The organism is Pseudomonas sp. LBUM1647 (assembly GCF_059716175.1).
In genome coordinates, this window is the sequence record NZ_CP166809.1 from 1,272,910 (window position 1) to 1,299,508 (window position 26,599).

The 26,599-nt window shown below is 59.7% G+C and carries 21 protein-coding genes; 7 read left to right on the forward strand and 14 right to left on the reverse strand.

Annotated features, from left to right (window positions below):
* Nucleotides 1-282: 282 nt before the first annotated feature.
* From ACA059_RS05655 to ACA059_RS05670, 4 genes are read right to left on the reverse strand one after another with little or no spacing between them, the layout of a single operon-like run.
* Nucleotides 283-2,094, reverse strand: coding sequence for a DAHL domain-containing sensor histidine kinase (locus ACA059_RS05655; protein WP_497633049.1), 1,812 nt, complete (start codon nucleotides 2,092-2,094; stop codon nucleotides 283-285).
* Complete coding sequence (locus ACA059_RS05660; RefSeq protein ID WP_497633051.1) at nucleotides 2,091-3,050, reverse strand: cytochrome-c peroxidase; 960 nt, start codon at nucleotides 3,048-3,050, stop codon at nucleotides 2,091-2,093. The genes ACA059_RS05655 and ACA059_RS05660 overlap by 4 nt, the downstream gene beginning before the upstream one ends.
* 44 nt (nucleotides 3,051-3,094) lie before the next feature.
* The gene (locus ACA059_RS05665; RefSeq protein WP_497633052.1) at nucleotides 3,095-4,984 is read right to left on the reverse strand and encodes a putative bifunctional diguanylate cyclase/phosphodiesterase; all 1,890 of its coding nucleotides are present in this window, start codon (nucleotides 4,982-4,984) and stop codon (nucleotides 3,095-3,097) included.
* On the reverse strand, nucleotides 4,981-7,287 hold the full coding sequence (locus tag ACA059_RS05670; protein WP_497633053.1) for a putative bifunctional diguanylate cyclase/phosphodiesterase: 2,307 nt from the start codon (nucleotides 7,285-7,287) through the stop codon (nucleotides 4,981-4,983). The genes ACA059_RS05665 and ACA059_RS05670 overlap by 4 nt, the downstream gene beginning before the upstream one ends.
* A 259-nt stretch (nucleotides 7,288-7,546) precedes the next feature.
* Here ACA059_RS05670 and nosR point away from each other — a divergent pair, with 259 nt between their 5' ends.
* The 4 genes from nosR to ACA059_RS05690 all read left to right on the forward strand — a co-directional run bounded on the left by nosR (nucleotide 7,547) and on the right by ACA059_RS05690 (nucleotide 10,703).
* Nucleotides 7,547-8,905 carry a response regulator c-di-GMP phosphodiesterase, NosR family gene (gene nosR / locus ACA059_RS05675; RefSeq protein WP_497633054.1) on the forward strand — a complete coding sequence of 453 codons (1,359 nt, stop codon included), beginning with the start codon at nucleotides 7,547-7,549 and terminating at the stop codon, nucleotides 8,903-8,905.
* Between the two features lie 200 nt (nucleotides 8,906-9,105).
* Nucleotides 9,106-9,540, forward strand: coding sequence for an NUDIX hydrolase (locus ACA059_RS05680; RefSeq protein ID WP_497633055.1), 435 nt, complete (start codon nucleotides 9,106-9,108; stop codon nucleotides 9,538-9,540).
* 24 nt (nucleotides 9,541-9,564) lie between these two features.
* On the forward strand, nucleotides 9,565-10,203 hold the full coding sequence (locus ACA059_RS05685; protein ID WP_497633056.1) for a LysE family translocator: 639 nt from the start codon (nucleotides 9,565-9,567) through the stop codon (nucleotides 10,201-10,203).
* A 2-nt stretch (nucleotides 10,204-10,205) separates the two neighbouring features.
* Nucleotides 10,206-10,703 (forward strand): GNAT family N-acetyltransferase, encoded by a 498-nt coding sequence (locus tag ACA059_RS05690; protein ID WP_497633057.1) that lies wholly within the window; start codon nucleotides 10,206-10,208, stop codon nucleotides 10,701-10,703.
* A gap of 105 nt (nucleotides 10,704-10,808) precedes the next feature.
* Here ACA059_RS05690 and metR read toward each other — a convergent pair whose 3' ends face one another.
* The gene (gene metR / locus ACA059_RS05695) at nucleotides 10,809-11,726 is read right to left on the reverse strand and encodes a transcriptional regulator MetR (RefSeq protein ID WP_213938382.1); all 918 of its coding nucleotides are present in this window, start codon (nucleotides 11,724-11,726) and stop codon (nucleotides 10,809-10,811) included.
* Nucleotides 11,727-11,833: 107 nt separating this feature from the next.
* Here metR and metE point away from each other — a divergent pair, with 107 nt between their 5' ends.
* The 3 genes from metE to ACA059_RS05710 all read left to right on the forward strand — a co-directional run bounded on the left by metE (nucleotide 11,834) and on the right by ACA059_RS05710 (nucleotide 16,256).
* Entirely contained in the window at nucleotides 11,834-14,146 is a 2,313-nt protein-coding gene (gene metE / locus ACA059_RS05700; RefSeq protein ID WP_497633058.1) for a 5-methyltetrahydropteroyltriglutamate--homocysteine S-methyltransferase, read from the forward strand.
* A gap of 229 nt (nucleotides 14,147-14,375) precedes the next feature.
* A complete protein-coding gene (locus tag ACA059_RS05705) occupies nucleotides 14,376-15,410 on the forward strand; it encodes an alpha/beta fold hydrolase (protein ID WP_497633059.1) in 1,035 nt (344 codons plus the stop codon).
* A gap of 177 nt (nucleotides 15,411-15,587) precedes the next feature.
* Complete coding sequence (locus ACA059_RS05710) at nucleotides 15,588-16,256, forward strand: DsbA family oxidoreductase (RefSeq protein ID WP_497633060.1); 669 nt, start codon at nucleotides 15,588-15,590, stop codon at nucleotides 16,254-16,256.
* 207 nt (nucleotides 16,257-16,463) lie between these two features.
* Here the strand turns inward: ACA059_RS05710 and ACA059_RS05715 are convergent, their stop codons facing one another.
* The 9 genes from ACA059_RS05715 to ACA059_RS05755 all read right to left on the reverse strand — a co-directional run bounded on the left by ACA059_RS05715 (nucleotide 16,464) and on the right by ACA059_RS05755 (nucleotide 26,589).
* A complete protein-coding gene (locus tag ACA059_RS05715; RefSeq protein ID WP_415773891.1) occupies nucleotides 16,464-16,793 on the reverse strand; it encodes a GlpM family protein in 330 nt (109 codons plus the stop codon).
* An 8-nt stretch (nucleotides 16,794-16,801) separates the two neighbouring features.
* Nucleotides 16,802-18,130, reverse strand: coding sequence for a two-component response regulator AauR (gene aauR / locus ACA059_RS05720; protein ID WP_497633061.1), 1,329 nt, complete (start codon nucleotides 18,128-18,130; stop codon nucleotides 16,802-16,804).
* Nucleotides 18,127-20,028 carry a two-component sensor histidine kinase AauS gene (gene aauS, locus ACA059_RS05725; protein ID WP_497633062.1) on the reverse strand — a complete coding sequence of 634 codons (1,902 nt, stop codon included), beginning with the start codon at nucleotides 20,026-20,028 and terminating at the stop codon, nucleotides 18,127-18,129. The genes aauR and aauS overlap by 4 nt, the downstream gene beginning before the upstream one ends.
* Nucleotides 20,029-20,332: 304 nt before the next feature.
* Nucleotides 20,333-21,067 carry an amino acid ABC transporter ATP-binding protein gene (locus ACA059_RS05730; protein WP_497633063.1) on the reverse strand — a complete coding sequence of 245 codons (735 nt, stop codon included), beginning with the start codon at nucleotides 21,065-21,067 and terminating at the stop codon, nucleotides 20,333-20,335.
* Nucleotides 21,064-21,735, reverse strand: a complete 672-nt coding sequence (locus ACA059_RS05735; protein ID WP_497633064.1) for an amino acid ABC transporter permease — start codon at nucleotides 21,733-21,735, stop codon at nucleotides 21,064-21,066. The genes ACA059_RS05730 and ACA059_RS05735 overlap by 4 nt, the downstream gene beginning before the upstream one ends.
* Entirely contained in the window at nucleotides 21,735-22,481 is a 747-nt protein-coding gene (locus ACA059_RS05740) for an amino acid ABC transporter permease (RefSeq protein WP_497633065.1), read from the reverse strand. Before ACA059_RS05740 ends, ACA059_RS05735 begins: the two co-directional genes overlap by 1 nt.
* Nucleotides 22,482-22,674: 193 nt before the next feature.
* Nucleotides 22,675-23,601 (reverse strand): glutamate/aspartate ABC transporter substrate-binding protein, encoded by a 927-nt coding sequence (locus tag ACA059_RS05745; RefSeq protein ID WP_497633066.1) that lies wholly within the window; start codon nucleotides 23,599-23,601, stop codon nucleotides 22,675-22,677.
* A 448-nt stretch (nucleotides 23,602-24,049) separates the two neighbouring features.
* Nucleotides 24,050-25,588 carry a glycerol-3-phosphate dehydrogenase gene (gene glpD / locus ACA059_RS05750; protein WP_497633067.1) on the reverse strand — a complete coding sequence of 513 codons (1,539 nt, stop codon included), beginning with the start codon at nucleotides 25,586-25,588 and terminating at the stop codon, nucleotides 24,050-24,052.
* A 245-nt stretch (nucleotides 25,589-25,833) separates the two neighbouring features.
* Nucleotides 25,834-26,589 (reverse strand): DeoR/GlpR family transcriptional regulator, encoded by a 756-nt coding sequence (locus ACA059_RS05755; protein ID WP_007916700.1) that lies wholly within the window; start codon nucleotides 26,587-26,589, stop codon nucleotides 25,834-25,836.
* Nucleotides 26,590-26,599 lie beyond the last annotated feature (10 nt).

Genomic DNA, 26,599 nt, shown 5'->3' on the forward strand with positions numbered 1-26,599 from the left:
CACCGTCCCAGCCCTCGGGCATGCGCATGTCGACGAAGGCCAGGGCGTAGGGGCGGTTTTCCTGCATGGCTCCGTTCAGTTTGTCCAGGCCTTCCTGGCCGCCATAGGCCGAGTCCAGCTCGAACAGTGCCCTGGTTGATTTCACTTCGCTGCCAAACAGCGCGGCCTCCATCTCGTCCAGTTCGACGGTCTGCTCCGGCATGGGCGTGAGAATCTTGCGGAAGTCCACGTGAATGGACGGCGTATCGTCGATCAGCAGAATGCGTCGGTTCGAACGCTCGCTCATGCTTCCTCCGGTACGGCTTTCAGCGGAATCTGCAAGGTGAACAGCGCACCCTTGCCCGGTCCGTCGCTATGGGCGGTGAGGTGGCCGTTCATTTCGATGGCGGCCAGGGCGCAGCTGTGCAGGCCGAAGCCATGGCCTTCCTTGCGGGTGGTAAATCCGTGGGCAAAGATGCGCGTCATGTTTTCCTCGGCGATGCCTTCGCCGTCATCCTTGACGCTGACTTGCAGGGTCTTGTCTTCGACGATTTTGACCCCCAGGGTCATTTGCCGCGGGCGGTTGCTGAGGTCGGACATGGCGTATTTGGCGTTGCTGATCAGGTTGATCAGGATCAGCAGCAACCGGTGTTTATCACCCATGACCTGCGGCACATCGCTGTACTCCTTGACCACCGTGACGTGGTGTCGGGTCAGGGCGCCGGAGTTCATGCGCAGGGCATCTTCCAGCAATTCGCTGATGTGCAGCGGTTCCATCAGGCTGTTGGCGCCCGCGTAGGATTGCTGGGTGGAGACGATGTCCTTGATGTGGTCCACGCTTTTGGTCAATTGGGCCAGTTCGTCGGTCATGCCTTGTTGTTCCAGGGCTATCGCGTCCACCAGCTGATTCAGGTAACCCGGTAGCAACTTGCCTTTCGCGTCCTCGGACAGAAAGGTGCCGAGGTCGCCTGGGTGTTCGTTGATCAGCTGCATGGCCTTGCCCAGGCCCTGCGCTTTACTGGCGCGCAGTTTGCGGGTCACCAGGTCGGCCGAAATGTTCACGCTGTTGAGCACGTTGCCGACGTTGTGCAGCACATTGGTGGCGATCTCGGCCATGCCGGCCTGACGCGCGGTGTCGAGCAGTTCGCTCTGGGTATCCTTGAGTTCGCGGGTGCGCTCTTCAACCCGCAGCTCCAGGTCGTCATTGGCGGTTTGCAGGGCTTTATTGACGCGATTGATCACCGTGAAACTGCGCATCAGGTGAATCGCCAGGTACACCAGCAGCAACACCAGCAGCACCGAAAACAACAGCATGTAGAAGTGATAGCGCTGGTCGACCGCATCGGCCCGCTGCTGGTCGGTGTTCAACAGGCTGGTGATGTCGTCCAGGCGTTCGGCCACGGGAATGACTTCGATGTTTTCCAGTAAACGGTTGACCACTGGCTGCTCACGCATAATCAGCGCGATGTGGTTGCTCAGAATATCGAGGGGGCTGTGGAACTGCTCCGGCAGTCGAAGTTTGTTCACGCCCAGTTTGTTCAAACCCACCAGAATTTCGGCAGCCTTGTCGTTAGAGGTCACCATGGCGAATTCCATGGTACTGAGCACCAAGTCATAAGTGTCGTTGGCGATGTTCTGCAGTTGCAGTTTGTCGCCGTCGTGCAGCTGGGCGAGTGGTTCCTGAATGTCGTCTTCGGCAGTCGGCAGAAACGCCAGCGAGTTGCGCAGCACCGCATTGTGGGACTTTAACTGCTCCACCAAGCGGGTCTTTTCCTGGATGGCGGTCAGGTACGCATCATGGCTGGCGCGCCAGACGGGCGAGTCATTGCGGCCGTGGTTCGACTCCATGGTGTCGAACCGCTCCCAAAGGGTCGTTATCTCGGTCAGTGGTGAGACCAACGGATCGTAGTTGTGACTGATGGCGATCCTGGCCTTGAGGATCTCGGTTTCCCATTGTGCGTTCAGCTGCTTGATCCGGCCGATCAAGTCCCGGGATTCGGTGTAGTTCGTCGTCTGGTTCGAGCTGGATTTGAGGTACAGGAACAGCAGCACCGAAGCCAGCATCAGGGCCACGACGCTGAGCAACGCCAGGTTGCGGCGGTTAGATGTTTTCATAAGGGCTTGCCTCCCCATTCACCGGTCAGGGTCTTGAGGAATTTGATGATCAGGGTCTTGTCGTCGGCAGAGGGAATACGACCGAGCTGGAACGTGAACATCACATCCACCGCCTCTTCGAGGGTCTTGGCCGAACCATCGTGAAAGTACGGCGCGGTCACGGCGACGTTGCGCAGGCTCGGGACCTTGAACACGTTGCGGTCCTCTTCGTCCTTGGTGACCAGATAGCGGCCCAGGTCGGCTTCGGTGGGGTTGCCCCGAGTCTTGAAGTAGTCGCCCATGACCCCGAACTTCTGGAACATGTTGCCGCCGATGTTGACGCCCTGATGGCAGGCGATGCAGCCGTAGTCCTTGAAGCGTTGGTAACCGTACTTTTCGTCTTTGGTGAGAATGTCGGTATCGCCCATCAGGTATTGGTCGAAACGCGAGTTGGCGCTGATCAGCGTGCGTTCATAGGTGGCCAGGGCATTCTGCACATTGTTCAGGGTCACGCCGTCCGGGTAGGCGTTGGCGAAGGAGGTCTGATAAGCCGCATCGGCGGTCAGCGTCTGCACCACATGTTCCCAGTTACTGCCCATTTCACTGGGGCTTTGCACCACACCGTGGATTTGGGTTTCCAGGGTGTCGGCGCGGCCGTTCCAGAATTGTCGGAAATTCAGACTGGCGTTGAACACGCTGGGGGTGTTGATCGTCACTGGAACGCCGTTGAACCCGATGGAAAACGCCTTGTTGTCGGCACCGCCGCTTTCCAGTCGATGGCAACTGGCGCAGGACAGTGAGTTGTTGACCGACAAGCGTGTCTCGTTGAACAACTGGCGACCGAGTTCTATCTTCAGCGGATTTTGCTGGGGCACCGCCGGCAATGGTTTGAGCGGTTCATCCAGCGGCGCGGCGCCAGCGTTCAGACAGAGCCCGAACAACGGCGCCAATAGCAGGCGGTGAAAGGAAGGCGACATCTGATAATTCCTTGGCGTAGGGCCTGTGTGTCGTTGCGCATCGTTCACGTGGCTGCGGATGAAGAGGGCTTCACCGACCCCAGATACCGGACGAAGGCGTCCGGCTCCACGGCTTTGCTGAAGTAGAAACCCTGGCCCTCCTCGCATTGATGGGCCTTGAGGAAATTCAGTTGTTCGAGGGTTTCCACCCCTTCGGCAATGATGGTCAGCTTGAGGCTCCGGCCCAGGCTGATGATGGCGCTGACCAGCGCGGCGTCGTTGCTGTCGTTGCTTAAACCGCGAATGAACGACTGGTCGATTTTCAACACGTCGATGGGAAAACGCCGCAAGTAGCTCAGGCTGGAATAACCGGTACCGAAGTCATCGATGGCCAGTCGCACGCCCATCACCTTGAGCCGGGTCAGGGCGGTCACCGTGGTTTCGACGTTCTGCATCAACACGCCTTCGGTGATTTCCAGCTCCAGCAAGGCCGGCTCCAGACCTGTTTGTTTGAGTGTCTGTTCGATGCCGTCGACAAAGTCCCGCTGACGGAAATCGATGGCCGACATGTTCACCGACATACAGATCTTCGGCAGCCCCGCAGCCTGCCAGGCGCAGGCTTGTCGACACGCCTCGGCCAGCACCCATTTGCTCAACGGCACGATCAAACCGCTGTCTTCGGCCACACTGATGAAATCCGAGGGGTAGACCAGGCCGTGCCCCGGTTTTTGCCAGCGAATCAGCGCCTCGGCACCGACCACCTGGCCACTGCCCAGGTCCAGTTTGGGCTGGTAATGCAGGACAAATTCGTTGCGTTCCAGCGCCAGGCGAATGCCGCTCTCGATGCTTTGCTGATCCCGGGCGCGCTGGTTCATCTCGTCGATGAAAAAACTGAAATCGTTCGGGCCGCTTTCCTTGACGTTGCGCATCGCGGTTTCGGCTTTCTTGATCAGCGCGATCGCATCGAAGCCGTCGTCCGGGTAAATACTGATGCCCAGGCTGGCGGTCACGCTCAGGTCATGGCCGGCGATGTGCTGGGGCGCGCGGATAGCGTTCAAGAGTTTTTCGGCGATGCCCTTGGTCTGCTGGGGATGGTGGACATCGGCGAGGATCACCACGAATTCATCGGAACCGTAGCGGAACACCGAGTCGGACTCGCGCACCGTCGCCACCAGATTGCGCCCGACCTGTTTAAGCATTTCGTCACCGGCCGGATGACCCAGGGCATTGTTGATGCGCTTGAAGCGATCGAGGCCCAGAAACATCACGGCCAGTTGCTTGTCATGGCGTCGGGACAGGGCCAGGGACTGGTTCAACCGGTCACCGAGCAATGTGCTGTTGGGCAGCTCGGTCAGTACGTCGTACTGCAACAGGTGCGACACCTTGAGCAGTTCGTGGACCCGCGCTTCAATGGTTTGCTCCAGGTTCAGGACCTTCATCGCCGCGTCCTGTGCCATCTGCCATTTCCAGGTCAGGGCACTGGCCATCTGACGGATTTCCAGGCTGTCGAAGGGTTTTTTCAGCACCAGTAACTGGTCGCCGAATTCCAGCCGTTCGGCCATGTCTTCCCAGGTGTAATCGGAATAGGCCGTGCACAACGCGATTTGCAGGTGAGGGTCGGCCTTCCACAGTTGTTCGATGGTTTCCAGGCCGTCCCAGCCCGGTGGCATGCGCATGTCGGTGAACGCCATGGCATAGGGGCGACCTTCGGCCAGGGCGCGCTTGACCAGTTCGAGGGCTTCCTGGCCCTGGTAGGCCGAGTCGAGCTGGAACGTCAGCCGATCAAGCTGCACGGTGCCGAACAGGGCTTCTTCTGCGCTGGCCAGGGTCTGTTCGCCTCCGGGCTCTTCACCTTCGATCTCAGGGCCAAGAATCTTGCGAAAATCCTCATGAATCGAGGGCGTGTCGTCGATGATCAAGATGCGCCGGTTAGTCCGCACGAAAGGCGTTTTCATCCTTTGTCCTCCGTGAAGCGTGGCGGGTTGTCCAGAATCGGCCCGATGTCGTGGTTCGGGGGCACGATGCTGCCGGCTTTCAGCAGCTCGGCAGCCTGCTGGCTGCTGACCGCTTTACTGAAGAAGTAACCCTGGGCGTTCATCGGTGAACCGGTGGCCATCAGCGAGCTGCGCTGCTCCTGGGTTTCGACGCCCTCGGCAATGATGCCGATCCCGACTTCACGGGCGAAGTTGATGATGGCGCGCAGGGTGTTCGCGCTGGCCGGATCGCGGGCGGCGGTGTCGATGAAGGCCTGAGCGAGTTTCAGGTGATTGACCTGGTAGGTCTTGAGGTAGTCGAACGAGGAATACTCGGTGCCGAAGTCGTCGATGGCGATCTTCACGCCTAGTTCGCGCAGGCGCGGCAGCACATCGTTGTGGGTCCATTTGGTCTGGGCCAGCGTCGCTTCCGTGACGTCGAAGCGCAGGTCCCAGGGGCAGAGTTCCCAGCGCGCGGTGGTGCGCAGCACGTCATAGATCAGTTCTGGACCACTCTTGAGTTGAGCCAGGGACAGTTTGATCGCAATCACCGGCGGCGCCATGCCTTCGTCGCGCCATTGGCGCATTTGCTGGCAGGCGCGATCCAGCACCCAATGACCGAGTGCGATGATGGTGCCGGTCTTTTCCGCCGCGGGCAGGAACGCCGGGGCTTCCAGTAAACCGCGCTCAGGGTGGTTCCAGCTGACCTGAGCTTCCATGCCGAGGATTTTGCCGCTGCTCAGGTCCACTTCCGGCCAGTAATGCAGTTCGAGTTCCTGGTGTTCGATGGCCGCTCTCAAGTCGCTGGCGATGGTCATGCGTTCGACCACCTCCTGATTGATCTCCTCGGAATGGAAGTGGTACTGGTTGCGGCCCTTTTCCTTGGAGCGATACAGCGCCATGTCGGCTTGGGTCAGCAGGCCATCGGCGCTGGTGCTTTCCGGGGTACAGCTACTGATGCCGATACTCACGGAGACCCGCACATCATTGCCGGCCAGGGAATAGGGCAGTACCAACGTGTCGCGGATCTTGGCGGCCAGGGCCGCAGATTGGGTCGGGTCGCCGACGTCCAGCTGCAAGATCGCGAACTCGTCACCGCCGAGGCGGGCAACCACATCGTTTTCGCGCACACAGGCTTTGATCCGGCGTGCAACCTCTTGCAGCAACAGGTCGCCCACCGGATGGCCGAGGGTGTCGTTGATGCGTTTGAAGTGATCCAGGTCCAGGTAAAACATGGCGAACGGTGCCGCCCCCCGACGCGCAGAGGCGAATGCCTGGTGCAACCGCTCGATCAGCGTCGCACGGTTGGCCAGCCCGGTCAGCCCGTCGGTGCGGGCCAGCAGGGCTATTTTCTCCTCGGCCAGTTTGCGTTCGGTGATGTCGATGATGATGCCTTCGACTTCCAGCAAACGGCCCTCATCATCGCGCACCGGGATGTAGCGGTTTTCGACCCAGCGCCAGGCTCCTTCGCCAGTGCGCATCCGGAATTCGATGGAAGCGCCTGCCGCATGACGGTCCAGCACCCGGGCCATGGCGGTGTCGACCTTGGTTTGATCATCGGGATGGATCAGTTCCTGGGCCCAGTTGGCCGAGGCGACCAGTTTCGCCGCGACATGACCGTATTTGGTGATGTTGTGCGAGATATACATCAACGGAAACGACGGCTCGCCGCGCAACCGATACAGAATGGTGGGGCTGTTCTGCACGATGATGTTGGCGTCGGACAGCTCGCGGGTGCGTTCTTCGACCGCCTGTTCGAGCAGCGACATCTTCAGCTCTGCGTCTTCGGTCATTTGCCACTTGGCCGTCAATGCGCTGGCCATCTGGCGGATTTCGATGGCATCGAAGGGTTTTTTGAGAATCAGCAGGCGATCGCCCAGTTCCAGGCGTTCGTCGATGTCTTCCCAGGAATAGTCGGAATAAGCGGTGCAGAGCGCCACTTGCAGCTTGGGATCGACCTGCCACAGCCGTTCGATGGTTTCCAGCCCGTCCCAGCCCGGCGGCATGCGCATGTCGATGAAGGCCATCGCGTAGGGCATGTCGTTGGCCAGCGCCGTTTCGACCTTGTCCAGGGCTTCGAGGCCCTGAAACGCCGAGTCGAGCACGAAGCTCTGCAGCGATAGCGCCGCAGGGGTGCCGAACAGGGCGTTTTCAGCGCTGATCAGGCTGTCGTCATCGATCGATGGCGGACTGAGGATCTTGGCGAAGTCCGCATGAATCGAGGCGGTGTCGTCGACGATAAGAATCCGTCGGTTGGTCCGCGCCAGCAGCGTATTTATCGACATGCGCCAGTACCGGCAGCAGTTTGATGCGGTGTTCTCATAGGGGGCTTCCTTTCCCTGATCACCTGGCCGAACGTACAGATTATGGATCCGAGTCAGCTGAGCATAGTCGCCTGTCCAGCACTTCGCGCAACTCAATGAGCTGAATCATTTCCGTTGGCGGGCTGAAAATCATCTAGCCTGTAGGTCAGGCTCCGGCAATAGGGGATGTTTGCCTCGGGGCCTGCCACAACGATGTGCCCGTTTCACTTGAGGTGACGCCATGGAAGAGCAACTCCCCACGATTTTGTCCGATAAACCCAAGATACTGCTGGTCGATGATGAGGAGTCAATCCTCAACAGCCTGCGTCGCCTGTTACGCGGCCAGCCCTACGAGGTGCTGCTGGCCACCAGCGGTGCCCAGGCGCTGGAGATCATGGAGCAACACTCCATTGACCTGGTGATGACCGACGCACGCATGCCCAATATGGACGGCGCCACGCTGCTGGCCCGCATCCATCAGCTTTACCCGACGACCACCCGGATTCTGCTCACCGGCTACGCGGACATGCCGACGATCATCAAAGCGATCAACGAAGGGCAGATTCACCGCTACATCAGCAAACCCTGGAACGACGAGGAAATGCTCCTGACCTTGCGCCAGGCCTTGGCTCATCAACATTCCGAGCGCGAACGCCAGCGCCTGGAGCAGTTGACCCGGCAGCAGAACGCCCAGTTGAAGTCGCTCAACATCACCCTGGAAAAACACGTCGCCGCCCGTACCGCCGAGCTGCAGCAGACTGCCGACATGCTCGACCTGGCCTACGAAGAACTCAAGCACAGCTATGTCACCGGCACCGAGGTGTTCTCGCTGCTGGCCAACCTGCGCTTGCCGCCGGCCAAGCAGACCAACCGCCAGATCATCGAACTGGTGCGGGTCTACTGCAAACTTCATGGCCTGGACGAGGGCACCAGTCGCGACCTGACCATGGCCGCGGCGCTTTACAACATCGGCAAGCTGAGCTGGACCGACAGCATGATGACCGCGCCCGCGGACCTGCTGCACCACAATGATCGGGAGCGTTATCGCGGTTATCCCAAGCAGAGCGAATCGCTGTTGATGACCCTCGACCCGATGAAGGACGCCGCCCGTCTGATTCTTCATCATCAGGAGCGCTGGGATGGCAGCGGTTTCCCCGACCGGCTCAAGGGCGAGGCGATTCCGTTCGGTTCGCGCCTGCTGAAACTGGCGGTGGATTTCATCGAGTTGCAGCGCGGGCTGATCCTCGAGCGGCAAATGAACAGCGATGAAGCGCTGGTCTACATCCGCAGCTATGCCGGGAGGCTCTACGATCCCGAACTGGTGGAGGATTTCATCCAGGTCTGTGCCGCGTACCTGAGCGATGTCTCGTTGGCCGATCCGTCGGTCAAGGTGCTGACCACACGGGAAGTGGCGGCGGGCATGATCCTGGCGCGCAACCTCAATGCCGACAACGGCATGCTGCTGCTCAATGCCGGCAAGGTGTTGAACGGGCCGCTGGTGGAGAAGTTGATCGCCTTCGAAGCCATGGAAGGCGCGAAATACAGCATATTTGTGAAGGTGCCGGAGGAAGTGAACGGCGCGATTCTCGAGGCGGGTTAAGTTTTCCAGGTCGTGCATTACCCAATGTGGGAGCTAGCCTGCTCGCGAAGGCGGTGTGTCAGACAACCTCTCTGTTGAATGTGACATTGCCTTCGCGAGCAGGCTCGCTCCCACAGGGGCTCGGCCGATGCTTTTTCGGGGTGACGAAGCGGCAGCAGCCATGTGATCCTTGCGCCTTTTTCCAAGGACGATCCTGATCCATGACGCTGTCATCCGCTGCTGCACCCCGCCTCATCCGCATCGCCGCTGCCCTGTTGATCGGTCCGGACGGTCGCACGCTGTTGGTCCGCAAGCGCGGCACCGAAGCGTTCATGCAGCCGGGGGGCAAGATCGAAGCTCATGAGCAACCGGTCCACGCGCTGGCCCGTGAACTGGAAGAAGAATTGGGCCTGGTCATCGATCCGGCCCACGCCACTTATCTCGGGCAATTCTCGGCACCGGCCGCCAACGAGCCCGGCTTTACCGTCCAGGCCGAACTCTTTCAGCTGACCATCGATTCAGACGTTTCGCCTGCGGCGGAGATCGAAGAAGTGCGCTGGATCGACCCGGCCACCGACGGTAATGTCACGCTGGCGCCATTGACACGGGACCTGATCCTGCCGTTTTATCGAGCTTCGCTCACCGAAACTGCCTGATTATTCCCGGACGAAGGACTGCCCATGATCCCGCTTCAAGACTTACTGATCTTCGCCGCTGCCGCGTTGCTGATGGTGCTGACGCCGGGGCCGAACATGATTTACCTGATCTCCCGTTCGATCTGCCAGGGGCGCAAGGCCGGTGTGACTTCGTTGCTCGGTGTGGTCGCGGGGTTTTTCGTGCACCTTTTCGCGGCGGCTGCCGGTTTGACCGCGGTGTTTCTGGCGGTGCCGATGGCCTACGAAGTGCTGAAGTGGGCTGGCGCGCTGTACCTGATGTGGTTGGCCTGGCAAGCCGTTAAACCGGGTGCGCGTTCACCGTTCGAAGCGCAGCAGTTGCCGCCGGACTCATCGCGCAAACTGATCACCATGGGCTTTCTGACCAGCGCCCTGAACCCGAAGATCGCCGTGTTTTATTTGTCGGTGTTTCCGCAGTTCATCACGCCTGAGCATGGCTCGGTGTTCACCCAAAGCATCATTCTGGGTCTGACTCAGATCAGCGTCAGTTTCGGCGTCAATCTGCTGATCGCGCTGTTCGCCGCGGGCATCGCCTCCTGGTTCGTCAACAACCCGTCCTGGCTGGCGGTGCAGCGCTATTTCATGGGGTTCGTGCTGTCGGCGCTGGCGGTGCGACTGATGTTGGAACAACGACGGATGGCTTGAACATGTGGATTGAACGGCTTGATGCCAGTCATGCTCTGGATTATCGGGCGCTGATGCTCGAAGCCTATGACCTGCATCCCCAGGCGTTTACCTCCAGCGTGCGCGAACGCGCCGTGATGCCGTTGAGTTGGTGGGAATCACGCCTGAGCAGCAAGCAGGACGTGGTGTTCGGCGCGTTCGAAGGCGGTGAGTTGGCGGGCATCGTCGGCCTGGCCTTCGAGCCTCGGGAAAAGGCCCGGCACAAGGCGACATTGTTTGGCATGTACGTGTCGGGCAAGGTCCAGCAACGCGGGTTCGGTTATCAACTGGTGCAGGCCGCCCTGGCTGAAGCGCAGAACCATAAAGGTCTGAAGCTGATGCAACTGACCGTCACCGCCGGCAATGACGCCGCGTTCAACTTGTACCAGCGTTGCGGCTTCATCCAGTTCGGTCTCGAACCTTTGGCGGTACGGGTGGGCGAAGACTACTTCGACAAAGTCCACATGTGGCGCGAGCTCTAAAGATCGCAGCCTCGTTTCACTCGACAGCTCCTACAGGGTTTGGCGAACACCTGTAGGAGCTGTCGAGTGAAACGAGGCTGCGATCTTTTGATTACCACTATTTAGTCAGCGAACGGCGCTGACGCCGTCGAGTGTCGAGAACGACGTGTCCTTGGCCGTCAGCAAGAAATCGCGCATGTAGGGCGCATCCAGCATGTCGGCGCGAATCCCGGCGTACAGCGTCGCAAACAAACCTTTCTCGCCCAGCCGCTTGGCCTTCACATAACCCCGTGAGCTGTATTCATGCAGCGCCCAATGGGGCATGCCGCACACGCCGCGGCCGCTAGCCACCAATTGCATCATCATCACCGTCAGTTCCGACGTGCGGACCTGCGCCGGTTCGACGTCGGCCGGTTCCAGGAAACGGGTGAAGATGTCCAGCCGATCACGCTCCACCGGGTAGGTGATCAGCGTTTCCGTGAGCAAATCTTCCGGGACGATGTAGGCCTTATTTGCTAATCGGTGCTGGTTGGCGACCGCGAGCATCGCTTCATAGGTGAACAACGGCACGTAAGTGATCCCGGCCAGTTCCAGCGGGTCGGAGGTCACCACCAAATCCAGATCGCCACGGGCCAGCGCAGGCAGCGGTGCGAATGAGAACCCTGAGGCCAGGTCCAGTTCGACTTCCGGCCAGGCATCGCGGAACTGGTCGATGGTAGGCATCAGCCACTGGAAGCAGCTGTGGCACTCGATCGCCATGTGCAAACGCCCGGCCGTGCCACCGGCCAGCCGCGCGATATCGCGCTCGGCACCGCGCAGCAATGGCAGGGTGGCGTCGGCCAGTTGCAGCAGACGCAAACCGGCGCTGGTGAAACGCACCGGTTTGGTCTTGCGCACGAACAGCGGCATCCCCAGCCGTTCCTCAAGCTCCTTGAACTGATGGGACAGGGCGGACTGCGTCAGGTGCAAGCGGTCAGCCGCATCCACCAGGCTATCGGCTTCGCGCAAGGCGTGCAGGGTCTTCAGGTGACGGATTTCAAGCACCGGGGGCTCCATGAGGAAAACTTGTGATCAACACGAAAAGGTTGAGTTTGTCTCATGTTGGGTTGGGTGTCGACAATAGCGCCATCTTTTACAGGGAGAAATTCACCATGGCTCTGGCCCATACACTTGGTTTCCCGCGCATCGGCGCTGACCGCGAACTGAAAAAAGCCCTCGAATCCTACTGGAAGGGCGATCTGGATCAGGACGCGCTGAAAAGCGTCGGCCGCCAATTGCGCGCCACCCACTGGCAATTGCAGAAAGACGCCGGCATCGACCTGCTGCCCGTGGGCGACTTCGCCTGGTACGACCAGGTCCTGACCCATTCCTTGACCTTCGGCGTGATCCCGGAGCGTTTCGACAGCGCCAAGGACTCGCGCGGCCTGCCGACCCTCGACACCCTGTTCGCCATGGCCCGTGGCGCCACGGCTGCCTGCTGCGGCGGCGAGCACAGCAAAGCGCAATATGCCCAGGAACTGACCAAGTGGTTCGACACCAACTACCACTACCTGGTCCCGGAATTCACCGCTGACCAGCAATTCAAACTGAGCTGGGAACAGCTGTTCGACGAAGTTGACGAGGCGAAGGCGCTGGGCCACAACGTCAAACCGGTGATCATCGGCCCACTGACTTACCTGTGGCTGGGCAAAGCCAAAGGCAACGACTTCGCCAAACTCGACCTGCTGGAACGTCTGCTGCCGATCTATGGCGAAATTCTCGGTCGTCTCGCCGCTCAAGGCGTGGAGTGGGTGCAGATCGACGAACCGATCCTGACCCTCGACCTGCCACAGGCCTGGAAAAACGCCTTCGAACGCGCCTATCACATCCTTCAATACTCGCCGCTGAAAAAACTGGTGGCGACCTACTTCAGCGGTCTGGAAGACAACCTCGGCCTGGCGGTCAGCCTGCCGGTGCAAGGCCTGCACATCGATGCCGTGCGCGCGCCGGATCAGCTCGGCCAGGTGCTGGACCGTCTGCCGACCTACAAGATTCTCTCGGTGGGCCTGGTCAACGGTCGCAACGTCTGGCGCTGCGAACTGGAGCAAGTCCTCGCGCAACTGCAGCCGGCCCAGGAACGCTTTGGCGACAACCTGTGGGTCAGCAGTTCCTGCTCGTTGCTGCACAGCCCGGTGGACCTGGATCGCGAAGACAAACTCGACCCGGAATTGAAAAGCTGGCTGGCGTTTGCCGTGCAGAAGTGCGGCGAAATCGCCGTGCTGCGCGATGCCCTGAACGACCCGCAATCACCCAAGGTGCAAGCCGCACTCACCGAAAGCCGTGCCATTCAAGCCAGCCGCGCCGAGTCGCCGCGTATTCATAAAGCCGAGGTGCAGGCACGGATAAACGCGATCAGTGACAAGGACAGCCAACGTCACTCGCCGTTCGCCAAACGCATCGAGCAGCAACGTGCGCGGTTGAAATTGCCGGCATTCCCGACCACGACCATCGGTTCGTTCCCGCAGACCGGTTCGATTCGTCTGGCACGCCAGGCGTTCAAGCAAGGCAAGCTGTCGGCCAACGATTACACCGACGCCATGCACAGCGAAATCCGCCATGCCGTGCAAGTTCAGGAACGCCTGGGCCTGGACGTGCTGGTTCACGGTGAAGCCGAACGTAACGACATGGTCGAGTACTTCGCCGAGCAACTGGACGGCTACCTGTTCACCCGTTTTGGCTGGGTGCAAAGCTACGGTTCGCGCTGCGTGAAACCGGCGATTATCTACGGCGACCTGAGTCGGCCGAATGCCATGACCGTCGACTGGATCACCTATGCTCAGAGCCTGACCGACAAGGTCATGAAAGGCATGCTCACCGGTCCCGTGACCATGCTGATGTGGTCGTTCCCGCGTGAAGACGTCTCGCGCAAAATCCAGGCGCAGCAACTGGCGCTGGCCTTGCGCGATGAAGTGGTGGACCTGGAAACCGCCGGCATCAAGATCGTGCAGATTGACGAAGCCGCCTTCCGTGAAGGCTTGCCACTGCGTCGGGCGCAATGGCAGGAATACCTCGACTGGGCGGTGGAAGCTTTCCGCTTGAGCGCCTCCGGTGTACGTGACGAAACCCAGATTCACACCCACATGTGCTACAGCGAATTCAACGATGTGATCGAGTCCATCGCAGCGATGGACGCCGATGTGATCACCATCGAAACCTCGCGTTCGGACATGGAATTGCTGGAGGCTTTCGAAGCGTTCGACTACCCGAACGACATCGGTCCGGGCGTCTACGACATCCACTCGCCACGGGTGCCGGACACGGCCGAAATGGTCAAGTTGATGAGCAAAGCCGTGAAGCGCATTCCGGCGGAGCGGTTGTGGGTGAACCCGGATTGCGGGTTGAAGACCCGGGCGTGGCCGGAGACTGAGGCGGCGTTGGTGAACATGGTGGCGGCGGCGCGGCAGTTGCGCAGTCAGTTGGCTTAAGGTCCCCATCGCGAGCAGGCTTGCTCCCACATTGGATTGATGTCGATCAGAGATGTTGTGTACGACATCAATCCTGTGGGAGCGAGCCTGCTCGCGAAGAACGATAACGCGGTCCTGAAAATGACCGTTCGGCACTCTTCATCAAACTGTCACGTAACTGTGGCAGCGCGCTTGAACAAACTTCATCAGACTCGCGCTCTACTGGAGTTCTGCGTTTCGGTGTTTTTTCATGTGTGCACGATTTTTCTCGACAGCGGTTTTCCTGGCCGCGCTGTTGTTCGGCCTGCCGTCCTTGGCGGCGTCTCGTTGCGATATCAATGTTCCGACCGAGCGGGTCGATCTGGCACAGGTGAGCTTGGCGTACCAGAGCATCGGCCGTGCGTCGGACCCTGCGTTGTTGCTGGTGATGGGCCTTGGCGGGCAGTTGATTCACTGGCCGGATGAGGTGGTGGTCGCGCTGTGTCAGCAGGGTTTTCGGGTGATTCGTTATGACAATCGCGATGTCGGGCTCTCGACCTGGCGACAAACGCCCGTCGACGCGAACCTGACCTTCGAAGTGCTGCGCTACAAACTGGGTTTGCCGGTGTCAGCGCCATACACCCTGACCGATATGGCTGACGATGCTTTTGGCTTGATGGATGCGTTGCACGTCGAGCAATTCCACGTGTTGGGCGCGAGCATGGGCGGGATGATCGCCCAGCACATGGCAGCGATGGCGCCGCAACGGGTCGAGAGCCTGACCCTGATCATGACCAGTTCCGGGGCCGAAGGCTTGCCGGCGCCGAGTGCGGCGTTGGTGCAACTGTTGTCGCGTCGTGGGGCGCCCAATCGCGAAGTGGCGCTGGAGCAGCAAGCCGATTTGCTGGCGGCGCTGGGCAGTCCGACGGTGAGCGATGATCGGCAGGCATTGCTGCATCAGGCGGCGCAGTCCTATGACCGGGCATTCAACCCCGAGGGTGTGAAGCGCCAGATCATGGCGATCCTTGCCGAGCGCAGTCGTGTGGCACTGCTCAATCAACTCCGCGTTCCGACGCTGGTGGTTCACGGTACTGCTGATCCGTTGCTGCCAGTCATGCACGGTGTGCACCTGGCGGCGCATATCCGCGGCAGTCAGTTGAAGCTGATTCCGGGGTTGGCGCATCGTTTCCAGGAGGCGTTCAAGGCGCCGTTGCTGGCGGCGGTGTTGCCGTATTTGCAGTCGCATCGTGAAGACACTTCGCATTGGGCGCAGATTGATCCAGTGGTCGAACACAACCTGCTGTAACCCCCCGATTAAATGTGGGAGCGAGCTTGCTCGCGATGGCGGTGTGTCAGTCACCGTAGATGTCGTCTGGAAGGTGGCCATCGCGAGCAAGCTCGCTCCCACAAGGGACCTGCGCGCTCCGGTCTTTCGGGTGTATCGTTCGAACTTTCCGGCGCGTTCCAGTCTGCGAGGTGTGTGATGAGTACCCCCCTGAAAATCGATTTCGTCAGCGATGTGTCCTGCCCCTGGTGCGTCGTCGGCCTCTACGGCCTGACCCGGGCCCTGGATTTGCTGGGCGACGAGGTGCAGGCCGAAATCCGTTTCCAGCCGTTCGAACTGAACCCGAAGATGGGGCCTGAAGGGCAGAACATCACCGAACACATCACCGAGAAGTACGGCTCGACGCCCGAGCAATCCCAGAAGAACCGCGAGATGATCCGCGCACGCGGCGCTGAGGTCGGGTTTGCGTTTCGCACGGACGGCAACAGCCGCATCTACAACACCTTCGATGCCCACCGCTTGCTGTTCTGGGCGGGACTGGAAGGGTTGCAGTTCAATCTGAAAGAGGCGCTGTTCAAGGCGTATTTCACCGAGGGCGGCAATCCGTCCGACCATAGGCAGTTGGCGCAGATCGCCGAAAGCGTGGGGCTGGATCGGCAGCGGGCCGAGGCGATACTAGCGTCGGACGAGTTCGTCAAAGAGGTTCGTGAGGAAGAGCAGCTGTGGCTATCGCGCGGGGTGAGTTCGGTGCCGACCGTGGTATTCAACGGGCAGTACGCCGTCAGTGGCGGGCAGCCGGTGGACGCCTTTGTCGGGGCGATTCGGCAGATCATGAGTGAAGCGAAGGGCGGGACGGTTAATGGCTGAGTTTTAGCGGTCGTTTCTAGAGTCACCCCTCACCCTAACCCTCTCCCCAGGGGTAGAGGGGACTGACCGAGTTGTACTTGGAGCTACATCGACCTGAAATACCGAGTCGAGCTCAGGTTTGAAAAGCACAATGATCGGCTCCCTTTCCCCTCTCCCCCGTGGGGAGAGGGCTGGGGTGAGGGGTGGTTCTAAAACCGATCACATCAGTCAGCCGTGAAGGCGAACCCATACAGTGACCAGCACCGTAGCCGCCATCAACCAAGCCACCGCCGCCACAGCGAGCGAAGCCTCCAGCCGCATCCGGTCCACCATCACATACAACGTCGCCAGGTAGATGAAGTAAGGAATGATCGACCACATCCCAAACACGATGGTGGTCTTCAAGTCCTCCAGCGAACGCCCCTTGCCGACGATGTAATGCGCAATCAGCGCAAAGGTCGGAAACAGCGGCACCAATCCTGCGATGTAATAGTTTTTGGTTTTGGCCAGGGCGGCGAGGATCACCACCACGGCCGCGCCCAGGGTTGCTTTGAGGATCAGGTCCATCAGTGGCTCAGCCCGTACTTCTTCACTTTGTCGAACAGCGTGGTCTTGGCCATCCCGAGTTCCAGACTGGCCTGGGTCAGGTTGCCGCCGCTGCGCTGCAAGGCGTCGCTCAGCAGGTTGCGTTCAAAAGCTTCTACCGCTTCAGCGAAGGCCAGGCCCTGATTGCTGCCACTGGCGCCGGATTTCTTGAAGGCCGGCAGACCGAGGGCAAAACGCTCGGCGACGTTGCGCAGCTCGCGCACGTTGCCCGGCCAGTCGTGGCTCATCAGGTTCGACAGGGTCTGGTTGTCCAGGTCCGGCACGGCACGGTCGAAGCGCAGGGACGATTGCTGCAGGAAGTGCTCGAACAATTGCAGGATGTCTTCGCGTCGTTCGCGCAGCGGTGGTAACTCGAGAGTTACCACGTTCAAGCGGTAATACAGGTCGCTGCGAAACTCGCCAGCCTTGCTCGACTCATCCAGATCGGACTTGGTCGCCGCGATCACCCGGCAATCCACCGCCACGCTCTGGTTCGAACCGAGGCGTTCGAGGGTACGTTCTTGCAACACCCGCAGCAGTTTGATTTGCAGCGGCAACGGCATGCTTTCCACTTCGTCGAGGAACAGCGTGCCGCCGTCGGCGTGTTCGATTTTGCCGATCCGCCGCTTGCCGGCGCCGGTGAAGGCGTTGGCTTCATGGCCGAAGATTTCGCTTTCGAACAGGTTTTCCGGCAGTCCACCGCAGTTCAGCGCGACAAACTGCTTGGTGTGCCGCCGACTGAAGTCGTGCAGGCAACGCGCAACCAGCTCTTTACCGGTGCCGGTCTCGCCTTCGATCAGCACGTTGGCCGAGGTATCGGCAACGTTGGCGATCAATTCCCGCAGGTTCTGCATGGCGGGCGAGCGGCCGATGATCCGGCCTTCGAGGGAATCCCGTTCCGCCAGTTGCCGACGCAACGAAGAGACTTCCCGAGCCAGGCTGCGTTGCTCCAGCGCACGGCGCGCCACATCGACCAGACGTTCGGGGGAGAAAGGTTTCTCCATGAAGTCATAGGCGCCTTTCTGCATCGCACCGACAGCCATGGAGATGTCGCCGTGACCAGTGATCAGCACCACCGGCAGGTTGCGGTCGCGGGCCTTGAGACGGGTCAGCAATTCCAGGCCATCGATACCCGGCAGGCGGATGTCGCTGATGACGATCCCGGCAAAGTTATCGCCGACCCGCTCCAGCGCTTCTTCGGCGCTACCGACGCCCACGCAGGGAATGTCTTCCAGTGTCAGCGCCTGTTGGCAGCCGAGCAGCACATGGGGGTCGTCTTCGACGATCAGCACACTAAGGTCGTTGTTCATATTGGCTCGGCGTGAGTGGGGCTTACCAACGGTAAACTGAGGACGAAGGTGGTACCACCGCTGGCCGGGTGCTCGACACCCAGATGACCGCCGGTGGCGGCGGCCAGGCTGGCGGAAAGGGTCAGGCCGAGGCCCAGGCCCTGTTCGCCGGGTTTGGTGGTGAAGAACGGTTCGAACAAATGCTTGCGCGCTTCGGCGTCGATGCCGTGGCCGTTGTCGCGTACACGAAGGCGATATTTGCCATCGAACTCTTCGCCTTCGAGCCACAGTTCTGGCAGCGGCTGTGCCTGCATGGCGTCGAGGGCGTTGCCGATCAGGTTGACCAGAATCTGCTCCAGGCGGGTCTGGTCGATCTGCACCTGCAGATCGGCGAAGTCTCGGTGCAGTTGCAGGTGAGCACTTTCCACGCGACCACCGAGCAGTTGCAAGGCTGCATCCACCGCTTTACCGAGGCTGGCCTGACCTTTGTCGTCTCCGCGGCGAGCGAATGAACGCAGGCTGGCGGTGATCCGGCCCATGCGGTCGATCAGTTCGTTGATGGTCTTGAGGTTGGTGCTGGCAACGTCCAATTGACCGCGTTCCAGAAACCGCACGGTGTTGCCGGACAAGGTTCGCAGCGCCGCCAGTGGCTGGTTCAATTCATGGGCGATGCTGGTGGACATCTGGCCGATGGCCGCGAGTTTACCGGCCTGCACCAGTTCATCCTGGGCGCGGCGTAGCGTCTCTTCGGCAACACGTCGTTCGCGGATCTGGCCCTTGAGCCGTTCGTTGCTGGCGCGCAGATCAGTGGTGCGTTCGGTAATCCGACGCTCCAGTTGATTGTTGGCTTCTTGCAAGGCTTCCCGGGCGGCCAGGCGCGTGGCAATGACCTTGCGCCGCTCGTTCCAGGCGATCAGCAGGAACGCCACCAGGGCAAACGCCACCGCCACCAGAATCCCCTGATTGATCGCTTCGCGCCGCAAATCCTGCAACGGGGTGAGCAGGGTGAAATTCCACGGGGTATCGCTCAATGGCCGGGTTTGCGACAGGTAGCTGATGTCCTCTTCATCTGATTCCACTTCGCTGTTGGCGGGGAAGGTGAGTTTTTCTTCGCCTTCGGCCAGTCGTTCACGGGCCAGCGGTTGCAGTTCGTTCAGTGGGAACCAGTAGTACTGAAGGCTGCGAGCGAGTTTTTCCTTGGTCTCGTCGCTCAGCGGCACAACCGATTTCAGGCGCCGTGCCGGATCGCTGGAAAGAATGATGATGCCGTTCTCGTCGCTGACGAACGCTTCCAGCCGCGCGCGCTGCCAGCGTTCTTCCATGGCTTCGAGGCGGACTTTGACCACCGCGACGCCGATGATCTTGCCGTGTTCTTCCAGGCCATGAGCCAGGTAATAACCGGGCTCGCCGTTGGTACTGCCGATGCCGTAGAAGCGCCCCGGCTGACCGCGCACGGCGTTTTGGAAGTAGGCGCGAAAGGACAGGTCTTCGCCCAGGTAACTGTCGACATCGCGCCAGTTACTGGTGGCCATGACGCGACCAGTGGTGTCCATCACATAGATAGCCCGACTGCGGCTGCGCCGGTTCAGGCCTTCGAGGTATTCATTGACCGTCTGCCGGTGTTCCGGCGACGGGTCGGCCAACAGCTTCGAAACGCTGGATTCGAGTTCCAGCAGGCTGGGCAGGTAGGTGTACTTGCTGATCTCGCTCTCGACGGCGCGGGCGTGCAGTTCCAGCTGACGCTGGCCGTTCTCGCTGAGGGTGCGAATCCCGTAGTGCTCACTGACCCAGAAGCCGAGGTAACCCAATCCGATCATCAGGGCGATGACCAGCGGCGGCAGGAACAGATGGCGAATCAGACGGGGTTTCACGGCGAGTGATGGCGGCGCGGCGCGATAGAGAGTGGGGTCGCATTTCATCACAGATGCCTTGGGTCAACCACAACACAAATCTCCAGACCACCACCGGCCCCATATGGGAGCAGGCCTGTGTGGTGAGTGGGTTTTGTGGTGAGTGGTTCTGTGGCGAGGGGATTTATCCCCGTTGGGCTGCGAAGCGGCCCCAGCACTTCAAAGTCAAACCGCATGCGATGGGTTGACGACTGCTTCGCAGCCGAACGGGGATAAATCCCCTCGCCACAAAAACCACTCACTCCCAAATCCCTCACCACAGAAATCCCTCACCACAAAAGCCCGCTCCCACATTTGGGGAGCGGTGCCTTTCTTAGTGCTGCAGAATCTTGGCGAGGAAATGCTGCGTACGCTCGGCGCGGGCGTTGATGTCGCCGAAGAACTCCTCTTTCATGCAGTCTTCGATGATCTTGCCCTGGTCCATGAAGATCACCCGGTCCGCCACTTTACGGGCGAAGCCCATTTCGTGGGTCACGCACATCATGGTCATGCCTTCGTGAGCCAGTTGCACCATCACGTCGAGTACTTCGTTGACCATTTCAGGGTCCAGCGCCGAAGTCGGTTCGTCGAACAGCATGACGATCGGGTCCATCGCCAGCGCTCGGGCAATCGCCACACGCTGTTGCTGACCACCGGAGAGCTGGCCCGGATGCTTATGCGCATGGGCAGACAGCCCGACGCGCTCAAGCAGTTGCAGGCCTTTCTTGGTGGCTTCTTCCTTGCTGCGGCCCAACACCTTGATCTGCGCGATGGTCAGGTTTTCGGTGATGGTCAGGTGCGGGAACAGTTCGAAATGCTGGAACACCATGCCAACGCGCGAACGCAGTTTCGGCAGGTCGGTCTTCGGGTCGGCGATGGACGTGCCATCGACCACCACGTCGCCTTTCTGGAACGGTTCCAGGGCATTGACGCATTTGATCAGGGTGGATTTGCCGGAACCGGACGGCCCGCACACCACAATCACTTCGCCTTTTTTGACCTCGGTGCTGCAGTCAGTCAGTACCTGGAAGTCGCCATACCACTTGTTGACATTCTTGATAGAGATCATACGGCAAACCTTTTTTGCAGACGCTTGACCAGCAGCGAGGCGGCAAAGCTGATTGTGAAGTACGTGAGACCTGCAAAGATCAGGAACTCGTTGGAGCGACCGATAATGTCGCCACTGGCACGCGAGGCATTGAGGAAATCCACCAGGCCAACCGCGTAGACCAGCGAGGTGTCCTGAAACAGGATGATGCTCTGTTGCAGCAGCAGCGGGGTCATCTTGCGGAACGCTTGCGGCAGGATGATCAACCGCATCATCTGGCTATACGTCATGCCCAGGGCTTGGGCTGCACCCATCTGGCCCTTGGAAATCGACTGCACGCCAGCCCGGACGATTTCGCAGAAGTACGCCGCTTCGAACATCATGAACGCCACGATGCACGAGGCGAACGCGCCGATCGGGGTGTCTTCGCCGGTGATCCAGCGCAGTACGAACGGCACCGCCAGGTAGAACCAGGTGATGACCAGCAGCAGCGGAATCGAGCGGAAGTAGTTAACGTAGGCGCCGGCAATGTTCGACAGCCATTTGCTGTGGGACAGGCGCATCAGCGCCAGGATCGTGCCGAGGATGATCCCGCCGACGACGCCCAGCGCCATCAGTTGCAGGGTCATGACCATGCCGTTCCACAAACCCGGCAGGGACGGGATGATGCCCGAGAAGTCGAATTCCATCATTTACCCCCTACGGAGATCAGGCCCGGTACGGCTACTTTCTTCTCGACCATGCGCATCAGCAGCATCAGGCCCATGTTCAGCGTGAAGTAGATCAGCGTTGCCAGGGTGAAGGCTTCGAACAGGTTGGCGGAGAACTCGGCGGTCTGTTTGGTCTGCGCGAGCAACTCCATCAGGCCAATCAGCGACGCGACGGAAGAGTTCTTGAACACGTTCAGGAATTCCGAGGTGAGCGGCGGAATGATGATCCGGTAAGCCTGGGGCAGCAGCACGTTCCAGTAGATTTGCGGCAGCTTGAAGCCCATGGCGCGAGCGGCGGATTCCTGGCCGCGAGGCAGCGCCTGGATGCCGGTACGCACTTGTTCGCACACACGAGCGGCGGTGAACAGGCCCAGGCAGACGACGACGCTGAGGTAAGCCGAGGTGGTCGGGTTCAGGTCCTGCTTGTACCACTCTTGCAGGTCCGCAGGCAGCAGATCGGGCACCAGGAAGTACCAGATGAACAGCTGAACCAGCAGCGGCACGTTACGGAAGAGTTCGACGTAACAGGTCGCGATGCCCGATACGATGCGGTTCGGCACGGTGCGCATGACGCCCAGAACCGAGCCCAGCAGCAGGGCAATGATCCAGGCCACGACGGCGATGGCGATGGTCCAGCCCAAACCGGCGACGTACCAGTCGAGATACGTCTCGCTGCCCACGCCGGTGGACTTGAAGAACACGCCCCAGTCCCAGTTGTAATTCATTAGGGTCTCCCCTCAGATCGATCGATGTACAAGTGCCCGCCTGGGGAAGCTCCGTTCCCGCCCGATCTTGAAGATCAGGCACACACGAGCGGCTCGACAGCCACCGGTTCGAGTGTTTCCAAAAAATTCCAGCAGGGAGTGACTATCCCCTGAAAGGGCAGCGGCCCTGTCAGGAGATAAGGTTAGTCAGAATTCAAGACTTTTTTTCTACAGGCTTGTCGTCAGCCGCTTTATCGGTCGGATTGGCGATCAGGGCCTTGAGCTCGTCGCTCATCGGGAAGTTCAGGTTCAGGCCTTTTGGCGGGATTGGCGCCATGAACCATTTTTCGTAGATCTTGTTGATCTCGCCGGACTTGTAGGTTGCAACGATGGCGTCATCCACGACTTTCTTGAACGGCTCGTCGCCCTTGCGGACCATGCAGCCGTAGATTTCGTAGGACTGTGGAGTGCCGGTCACGGCCCAGTCATCCGCCTTCTTGGCTTTGGCCGCTTCACCGGCAAGCAGCGCGTCGTCCATCATGAACGCGACGGCACGGCCCGATTCCAGCATCTGGAAGGATTCGCCGTGGTCTTTGGCAGAGATGACGTTCATGCCCATTTGCTTGTCGGCGTTCATCGACTTGAGGATGCGCTCGGACGTGGTGCCGGCGGTGGTCACGACGTTCTTGCCTTTGAGGTCGTCGAAATCCTTGTACGCGGAACCTTTCTTGGACAGCAGGCGGGTACCGATTTCGAAGATGCCGACGGAGAAGTCAACTTGCTGCTGACGCTCGACATTGTTGGTGGTGGAGCCGCACTCGACGTCCACGGTGCCGTTCTGCACCAGCGGGATACGGGTTTGCGAGGTGACCAGGTTGTATTTGACCTGAAGGTTCGGCAGGTCGAGGTCTTTCTTGATGGCTTCGACGATTTTCAGCTGGATATCGTGGGAGTAGCCCATCGGTTTGCCGGAAGCATCAGCGATGTAGGAAAACGGAATGGAAGCGTCACGATGTCCGAGAGTGATAACGCCGGACTCTTTGATCTTCTTCAGGGTGCCGGTGAGTTCGGCGGCGAAAACTGGAGTGCTGATCAGAGCGGCAGCAATGGCTGCGCCCAGGAGATGGGGAACGATGCGCATCAAATTTTCCTCGACATTGTTTTTATATGGAGCCAGTTCATCGGCCCTTTTTGTGCTTCGAATGCTTGCCGGCTCCGGAAGGGTTGGCACAGCTGTCATTCGTCCAAGAGTGTAGAGCATGACTCGTGCCAGGCCAGGGCTAACAGGTTAACTTATTGATATATAAGGATATTAAATATTTATGGCGCAATTTTTGACGTTGGAGAATCCGGTTAACCGAATCGACCGACAGGTCGCGTTCGGAAAACCGAATGAAATCTAGAGAGCACCGAAATCCCTGTGGGAGCGAGCTTGCTCGCGATAGCGGTGGATCAGTCAGCAATCATGTTGAATTTGAAACCGCTATCGCGAGCAAGCTCGCTCCCACAAGGGATTGGTGGTGTGTTGCAGAATGCAAAAAGCCCCCGAATCTTTCGATTCAGGGGCTTTGCTCTAATCGGATTGCCGATCAGGCCGCTTCGATCTTGCTGCGGTTCCGCTCGACCTTGCTCAGGTATTCCTTGAGCTTTTCCTGTTCAGCTGGAGTAGTGAACAAGCCCAGCTTGCTGCGGCGCCACAGAATGTCGTGCGCGGTGGTCGCCCATTCTTCGCTGCACAGGTAATCGACTTCACGGGTGTAGAGCCCGCCGCCGATGTGTTCGCCCATATCGCCGAGATTCTGCACGCCTTCCAGCATGCGCCAGGTGCGGCTGCCGTAGGTGGTGGCCCAGCGGCGGGCGATTTCGGTCGGCACCCAGTCGAACTTGTCACGGATCAAGGCGCACAAGGCTTGCGGGGTGGTCATGTCTTCACCGCCCGGCAGGGTGGCGCTGGCGGTCCAGCTCGGCTTGATGTCCTTGAAGTACGGAGCCAGTTGCGCCAGCGCCGACTCGGCCAGCTTGCGGTAGGTGGTCAGCTTGCCGCCGAACACCGACAACAGCGGCGCTTCTTCGCCGGTGCCCGACAGCGCCAGGGTGTAGTCGCGAGTGACAGCCGACGGGTTGTCGGATTCGTCGTTGCACAGTGGGCGAACACCGGAATAGCTGTGCAGGATATCGTCGCGGCTGATGCGCTTCTTGAAATGGGAGTTGACCACTTTCAACAGGTAATCGGTTTCGCCTTCGGTGATCGCAACTGCAGCCGGATCGCCGGTGTACTCGCGGTCGGTGGTGCCGATCAGGGTGAAGTGGTTCAGGTACGGAATGGTGAACACGATGCGCTGATCTTCGTTTTGCAGAATGTGCGCGTGTTCGCCTTCGTACAGCTTCGGCACGATCAGATGGCTGCCCTGAATCAGGCGGATGCCGTACGGCGATTCCATCTTCAGGTCGTCACGAATGAACTTGGCGACCCAAGGGCCGGCGGCGTTTACCAGTGCCTTGGCGCGGATCGAGAACAGACTGCCATCGGCGCGTTCCAGATGCAGGTGCCACATTCCCTTGGTGCGACGGGCGCTGACGCAGCGGGTCTGGGTGTGAACGTGAGCGCCGTTTTCGCGGGCAGCCATGGCGTTCAGCACCACCAGGCGCGCATCGTCGACCCAGCAATCGGAGTATTCGAAGCCTTTGGTGATTTCGCTTTTCAGCGGGCTGTCCGGGCCGAACTTCAGGCTTTTCGAACCTTCAAGTTTTTCCCGCTTGCCGAGGTGGTCATAAAGGAACAGGCCGGCGCGGATCATCCAGGCTGGACGCAGGTGCGGACGGTGCGGCAGTACGAAGCGCATCTGCTTGACGATGTGCGGGGCCTTGGCCAGCAGTACTTCGCGTTCGGCCAGGGCTTCGCGCACCAGGCGGAATTCGTAATGTTCAAGGTAGCGCAAGCCACCGTGGATCAGCTTGCTGCTGGCTGACGAGGTGTGGCTGGCCAAGTCGTCCTTTTCGCAAAGAAACACCGAAAGACCGCGACCGGCGGCATCCGCTGCGATCCCCACGCCATTGATCCCGCCACCGATGACGGCGATATCGTAGATCTCAGCGAGAGGGGGCGTAGGCAAGGTAGAAGTGGGCATCGGCTAGCCTCGGGCTTTTATGATTTTCGGTATTGGAATTCGAACATTAATGTTCATTTTCGAAAATGGTAGCCCATAAAGTCGCCCACAGCCAGTTAACTTCGATTGAAAATACTGATCGAAGGGCCGTGAAAGGAAAATTTTCGAACATTAAAAGCAAAAGATCGCAGCCTCCGGCAGCTCCTACAGGGGTGAGTGAACCTGTAGGAGCTGCCGAAGGCTGCGATCTTTAGAGGCTGAAAGCCTTAAACGACTTCGAGCCGAATCTTGTGCTGACTCAACAACTGCGCCAGCGCCGGCACAGGCTGCTGATCGGTCACCAGGCAATCAATCAAACTGATCGGCCCCAGACGAATCATGGCGTTGCGCCCGAATTTGCTGGAGTCAGCCGCGAGGATGACCTGTCGGGCATTGGCGATGATCGCCTGGGACACCCGAACTTCCTGATAGTCGAAGTCCAGCAGACTGCCGTCTTCATCGATACCGCTGATGCCGACCAGGGCGAAATCAACCTTGAACTGGTTAATGAAGTCGACACTGGCCTGACCGACCACGCCACCGTCGCGCCGCACGTTGCCACCCGTCAGCAGGACATCGAAGTCGTCCTTGGCGCTGAGCATCGAAGCCACATGCAGGTTGTTGGTGATGATCTTCAGGTGATTGTGATTGAGCAACGCCCGGGCGATGGATTCGGTGGTGGTGCCGATATTGATGAACAGCGAGGCGTGATCCGGGATTTGAGCCGCAATGGCTTCACCGATACGCTGCTTTTCATCGCGCATCTGATCCGCACGCATGGCATAGGCGGTGTTTTCGACGCTGGAATCGTAGGCTGCGCCGCCGTGGTAGCGACGCAACAAATTGGCTTCCGCGAGCTGATTGATATCGCGGCGGATGGTTTGCGGTGTAACGACGAACAGCGTAGCCATTTCCTCGATGCTGACATAGCCGCGTTCGCGGACCAGTTCGAGGATTTGCTGCTGACGGGGAGGCAGATTCATGGGGCTTCCT